5 protein-coding genes and 1 pseudogene are annotated in these 6,079 nt (G+C 52.7%); all 6 read right to left on the minus strand.

Annotated features, from left to right (window positions below; translation table 11 throughout):
• The coding region (locus AAAU26_RS01660; protein ID WP_112122164.1) for a DUF4315 family protein at positions 1 to 266 on the minus strand (266 nt) is incomplete at its 3' end.
• Between the two features lie 13 nt (positions 267 to 279).
• Positions 280 to 2,040: a C40 family peptidase gene (locus tag AAAU26_RS01665; RefSeq protein WP_227619713.1), complete on the minus strand. Its 1,761-nt coding sequence runs from the start codon at positions 2,038 to 2,040 to the stop codon at positions 280 to 282.
• Positions 2,033 to 4,408 (minus strand): annotated as a pseudogene (locus AAAU26_RS01670) (VirB4-like conjugal transfer ATPase, CD1110 family). Before AAAU26_RS01670 ends, AAAU26_RS01665 begins: the two are co-directional and overlap by 8 nt.
• On the minus strand, positions 4,374 to 4,736 hold the full coding sequence (locus AAAU26_RS01675) for a PrgI family protein (RefSeq protein WP_154266063.1): 363 nt from the start codon (positions 4,734 to 4,736) through the stop codon (positions 4,374 to 4,376). Before AAAU26_RS01675 ends, AAAU26_RS01670 begins: the two are co-directional and overlap by 35 nt.
• A gap of 14 nt (positions 4,737 to 4,750) precedes the next feature.
• Positions 4,751 to 5,617, minus strand: coding sequence for a VirB6/TrbL-like conjugal transfer protein, CD1112 family (locus AAAU26_RS01680; protein ID WP_227619714.1), 867 nt, complete (start codon positions 5,615 to 5,617; stop codon positions 4,751 to 4,753).
• Positions 5,618 to 5,818: 201 nt separating this feature from the next.
• Positions 5,819 to 6,034 carry a Maff2 family mobile element protein gene (locus tag AAAU26_RS01685; protein ID WP_227619715.1) on the minus strand — a complete coding sequence of 72 codons (216 nt, stop codon included), beginning with the start codon at positions 6,032 to 6,034 and terminating at the stop codon, positions 5,819 to 5,821.
• Positions 6,035 to 6,079: the final 45 nt, after the last annotated feature.

The following is a 6,079-nucleotide window of genomic DNA, read 5'->3' on the forward strand; positions in this document are numbered from 1 at the left end:
TAATCTTCATCTGCATCGACCTCCTTCTCGAAAGTTGCACCCACGGCAGACAGCGCAGCCGGGTTCGGGGTGGCGGTTGCCGACTGCCGCAGCAGGGCGGCGAGCTGTTCCGGGGTCACATTCGCCGTGCGTACCATGCTGCTGACCTCAGCGGCTTCTTCCTCCTGAATCCGACGCTCCAAAACCGCAATGCGGTTATTCAGCTTGATGCGGCGCTCCTGCTCTTTCTTGAGCGTTGCCCGCAACTTATCCAGTTTTTCGCTCATAAAACTCCTCCAATCATTTTGAAAGCCGTCCGAACCCGGCGAGATGCTTCTCCCAGTAGGACGAGTGAATGTTTGCGTACTTGATGGGGTCGCCAGCGGACACCATCATGCCGTTGCCAAGGTAGATGCCCACATGACTTTTTCCGGGGGTATCATACGTTCCATCGAAGAAAACAAGATCACCGGGCTTTGCTTCGGCTTCGGAAATGTGCTGGCTTTTCTGCCAAAGACCGTTGGCTGTGGTGCGCCCTACATCATAGCCGTTCTGGTTGTACACCCAGCAAACGTAGCCGGAGCAATCGAACCCGGTTTCCGGGGTAGAACCGCCCCACACATAGGGCGTGCCCACATACTTTTGGGCTTCCTTGTAGATGGCGGCAAATTCCTCGTCCGTCAGGGCTTCTGCTGGAACCTGATAGTCGATGCCCGGTGTGCCGGAGCCATCGGAGCCACCGGGCGGCAAGCCGCCGTTGAACAGATAAGGTCTGCCGCCCAACGTATCCTGAAAGATCTCATAGCGTTTCCACTGGTCGTTGTCCAGTTCCTCCCGGATAACGACCTCCAGCCCTTTATTCACCAATTTGGTGTGAAAAATTCGATACTCATAGGGCACTTGCACGGTGTAGGGGATGCCAGTAAAAATGTCGATCATCACTACCGTGCGGTATCGGGTCTGGACTTCTACCCATGCGGTCAGCTTGTATTGCTTTTTGAAGGTCTCCTTCAACTTGCCCTGCACCTCTGACCGGGTGTAATCGTCATAGAGAGTCGTGAGAAAAGAGGTCAACTGCCATGGGTCATGCTCGATGGGGTCAAGGTGGTACTGGTACTCGTTGTAGCCGGGGTGGTCGGTAGGAGTGCGCTTGATCTTTTTATCCAGTTCCTTTTCCAGCTTCTTGTAGTCGGTTTCGGCTCCCCGGATGTCCCGGTCCTCTGCGGTGTAAATGGTCTGCCCGGATACCTGCGTGGTGCCGGAGAACAGAATGGAACAGGACGAAAATGCCGACATGACCAGCAGCAGGAGCAAAAGAAAAACGCCCACGATCACCAAAACGTGTGCGTTGCTCTTTGCAAAATTGGCAATGCCGTTGACGGCAGTGCTGACAGCCGACTTGCCCTTATCAATGACCTGCTCTACACCGGACTTAGTGGCAGATGCACCGCTGGATGTGATCTTTTGCCCGCCAGCGGTCTGTGCTGCGGTGCCGCCCGACCGGGCAGCAGCATAGTAGCTTTTGCGAACGTCCTGTTTCTGCCGCCACCGGGAAAGCCAATTGGAACCACCCTCGCCGCTGTCACTATGAATGACGTTGGCCTCTCCTGCATTTTGTACCTTGTCCGGCTCATGGGCAGAAGATTTTGTAGCTCTGAGCTTCTTTTTTGCTTGGAGCTTGGCTTTCTTCTTGAGCTTACGAGAATAGCGACTTTTGGAAAAATCCGCAGCAGATTCTTCTGTTTTCAGTCCCTCGTTGAGAGCCTGCGTGCCGACATTATCATCCTCATACTGGTCAACTTCCCGGTGAGCCGCAGACCGGGCAATGGCCGAAGCGTACATCTCTCGTTTCTGGGCTTTTGTCATGCGGGATGCTTCGTCCGGAGTGATCTCGGCTTTGCCAAAGCGTAGATGTTGTGCTTTTTCGGCAGCTTTGTCGGCATCCAGTTTCAGTTTCTTTCGGGGCTTGGTCTGCTCCATCTTTTCCTTTTTCGGAGGGGAGCGTGTTGCAGTGCGCTCCTTGTCCTCCTCAAATTTCAGTTTCGGCTGTTTCTTATTCATGTTTTGCCTCCACAACTTCCGACAGGCGGGTGGTCAGGATGCGGTACAGCTCAAGGTCTTTCGGAAAATGATCCACAAAAGGAAGAATGACATTGCCAAAAAACAGCAGCCCTTCGCCCTCGCCGGAGTGGGTCACATAGGAAAGCTGATGGGGCGAAATATTAAGCTGTTTCGCAAGAATCTGCCGGTCGCCGTTGGCCTGATTCAGCATATACACAAAGTCCGAGTTCTCGAAAATGTTCGATACTTCGGGGCTTGCCAGCAAATCTTTGACGTTCTGCGTTAGGGCTGTCGGGATGCCGCCCCACTTACGGAAACGTTTCCAGATCTCCACGGAATAGGCGGCTGTCTGCTCGTCTTTCAGCAAAAGGTGGAACTCATCGGCGTAGTATCGGGTCGATTTGCCAACGGAGCGATTGGCAGTCACACGGCCCTAGACCTGATCCTGCACGATGAGCATACCGAGTTTCTTCAACTGCTTGCCAAGCTGCTTGATGTCAAAACAGACGATACGGTTATTGATATCCACATTAGTATGGTGGTTAAAAATGTTCAGACTGCCCTTGACATAGATTTCCAACGCCGCCGCCACATGACGCGCTTCCGGTTCGTCTTGCGTCAGCAGTGCATTGTAGAGGTCTTCCAGCATCGGCACGGTTTCGGGACAGGGGTGCTCAAAGTAAGGAGCATAGATTTTGTGGACGCAGCGGTCAATGACCGTTTTCTCCACAGGCTTCAACCCCTCTTTGCCGCCGACTACAAGTTCGCAAAGGGAAAGAATAAAATCGGCTTTCAAAGCCAGCGGATTATCTTCCTCGGAATAGTTTGTGTTGATGTCCATGGGGTTGATATACTGGGTGCTGGAAGGGCTGATATGGATGACCTGCCCATGCAGACGTTCCACCAGTGGAGCATACTCCGACTCAGGATCGCACACAAGAATATCGTCATCCGTGACGAGAAAAGCATTGCAAATTTCTCGCTTTGCGCTGAACGACTTGCCAGAGCCGGGAGTGCCCAGAATCAGACCGTTGGGGTTTTTCAGCTTTTTACGGTCCACCATAATCAGGTTATTGGACAAGGCGTTCAAACCGTAGTACAGGCTTTCCTTACCGTTGTCGAACAGCTCCTGCGTAGTAAACGGCACAAAAATTGCCGTGCTGCTGGTGGTCAGTCCCCGCTGAATTTCGATCTGACAGTCTGCCAGCGGCAGGCTGCTCATCAGCCCCTGCTCCTGCTGAAAATCCAGCCGACACAGTTCGCAGTTGTGCTTCTGGGCAATGCTGACCGCCTGAAACACGTTGGTTTCCAGTTCCTGCTCGGTCTTGCCGGTGTTCAGCACCAGAAAAGTGACGAGGAACATCCGCTCGTTCTGACTCTGCAATTCTTTCAGCAGGGCTTTTGCATCCCGCCCATAAGTCGCCAAATCGGACGGCAACACGTCCATGTCGTATCCGGCGCGGACGGCTTTTTTCTGTTCCTCAATCTTTGATCTATCGAGTTCGGTAATCGTGTGCTTGATGGTTTTGATGGCCTTGTTCTGGTCAACGGACTGGATGTGCATGGTAACGATCTGGCTGGAATCCATGTCCAGAAAATCCTTCAAGAGCTGGTCGCTGAGGTCGGATGCCGTGATGGACAGGAAGCTGACCGCCCCGAAGATGCCGCCCATCTGAAAGGTCCGGCTGTTCTTAAACGCCAGCGCAGTGGGTGCAATGGCATCCTTTACGGACAGACCACTGGGCACAAGGTCTTTCCAGTTGAAGTGGAACTTGTTGGCACCGTCCATGTTCAGCATCCCGTGCATTAGCCGCAGACGCTCCGTACCGTCCAGCGGCTTTGCCAGAACGCCCAGTCTGTGGAAATTGTTCATCAGGTCGTTCTGGATGTGCTCCAACCGGGGTTTGACCTGCGCCATGCTGTCACCCTCGATGCCGTAGGTCAGGAATTTTGTCTTTGTCAGGCCGTTGTTGCCCTTGGAAAGCTGCTGCCGCAGCATCTGGCTGTACTCGGCACGAACATCGTCAAAACCATCCTGCTGATACGGGATACGGATGGACTTTTCAAAGTCTGCACTGTCCGTAGCAGTGTTCACAAAGGACAGTTCAAAGTGGATGGAGCTGTCGAAAAAGTTGAGAAAACTGCACCATTCCTCAAAGATGGCGGTCTTGTCCTCCTGCTGCGCCAACTGATAGTTGATATCCTGATACTGGATGGTGCGGGTGTAGTAGCCGGGGCGGACACGGCAGGTGCCGTCCTCAAACATCCGCTGAAACGGGATGCTCTCCTGTGCCGTGCGGGGCACTGTGGACTTGGGCGGCTTTTTGCCGTCCTTATTCTTTTTCAGAAACGGAATCACGGGTGTCATCTCCCTTCATAAGCAGTGCATAGTAGTTGCGGGTCTTGTACGGACGCACCTTCGGGCGAACAAAACGTGCCTGAAGGTAGTACCGCAGAATCTTTTCGGCGGGCTGTCCGTTTTTCTGGTACATCGCCAGAAAGAACATGGGCAGCATGACCGCCATCATGCCGAGGGTAGCGCCGGAATTGCCTGCGGTGTCCCGCAGAACAAAGAACAGCGGCACGCCCACAACTGCCGCTGCACCAAAACAGATAAGCTGCCGGGCGGTCAGATTAAAGGCTACTTTGGACTTCACCTTGCTGAAATCGCGCGGCACGGAAATATACGCTGCCAAAAAAACACCTCCAATCAGTGGGCACCCAGTATGCTCTTGGCCACAGAACTGGTCTTGAACAAACTGAAACAAAGAAGAATCGTATAGCCGACAATGCTCCAAATGGAGTTGATGGCATCCCCGGATATGGCGACGTTCTGAAGCAAAACTGCGTAGATCGCCACGCAGATCAAAATCAGGAAGCCCTGAAATCCCAGCGCAAACAGCGAGCGAAGATAATTCTGTCCCACATGGGATTGCTCATGGTTGCCCCATGTTGCCATCGGGATGGGAGCCAGACTGACGGCCATATAGATTTCAATCATTCTTCCGTAGACGATGACGAAAATCACAATGGACAGGATGCGCATGGTAATGCCAATGAAGAAGGACTGCAAGAACAGCCCGAACAGTGGGCCTACGTCCATCTGCATCATGCTGGATTGCAGCATGGAAAGCCCGATGTCGTTGACCCTTGTGTTGCCGGAAATAATGCCGCTGGAATTTGCCACCACCTGCTGCGTCACATCGAACACCGCCATGATGATGTCGAAGGTGTTGGAGATCATCCAGACCGAAATGGCAGTTTTGAAGATCCATTTCATCAGCAGCGCAGGTTCAAATTGTGCCATGTTATTGTGCTGGGTGATCATCTCGATTAGTTCATAACAGGCAATAAAGGTCAGGATGATGCCTGCAATGGGCAGCACCACATTCCGGGAGAGGGCCTCGATCATAGCGAAAACGCGCGGTTCAAAACTGGATGGTTTGGTGCCGACCTGCTGTGCGATGTTGCCCACTTGGGTGTTGACGTCATCGAACAGGCCGGAAAGATTGGACATGATCGCAGCTGTCAGCAGTGACTTGATCCAATCGGAGATTGCTTTGAGAACGGTTTCCACTCAGCGCCACCACCTTAAAAGAAATGGTTGATGAGGGTCTTGAGCAGGTTGAGAACAAAGATGAGGTTCGTCAAAAAATTCATAGAAACATCTCCTTTTTGATAGAACGTATGGCTTGAAAATTCGCTCCACAAGTACAAAAACCGTTAGCCACGGTGAGTTGGAGCAATATGTATGGGCGGCAGATGCCGCCCGCAGTTTTTAGCCGAACAGACCGCTCAGCAGGGGGATCAGGGTAATGCCGATCAGGGCGACACCACCGCCAGCCATGAGCTGCTTAATGCCCTGGCTTTTTGCCGCAGGGTTGTCCGACCCGTAACCTTCCAGAAGGTTGATGACGCCCCATACCGCCAGACCAGCGCCAAGAGCCATGACCAGAATTTTAAGAATGTCGATTGCCTGATTGAAAAATTCCATATACGTTCCTCCATTTTGTTTGTTTGATGGTTTTGGGTACAAAAA

The organism is Faecalibacterium longum, from assembly GCF_040094125.1.
Classification (GTDB): Bacteria; Bacillota; Clostridia; order Oscillospirales; family Ruminococcaceae; genus Faecalibacterium; species Faecalibacterium longum.

Coding starts and splice junctions, on each gene's coding strand:
- AAAU26_RS01665 (WP_227619713.1), bottom strand. CDS start 2,040: ATGAATAAGAAACAGCCGAAACTGAAATTTGAGGAGGACAAGGAGCGC.
- AAAU26_RS01685 (WP_227619715.1), bottom strand. CDS start 6,034: ATGGAATTTTTCAATCAGGCAATCGACATTCTTAAAATTCTGGTCATG.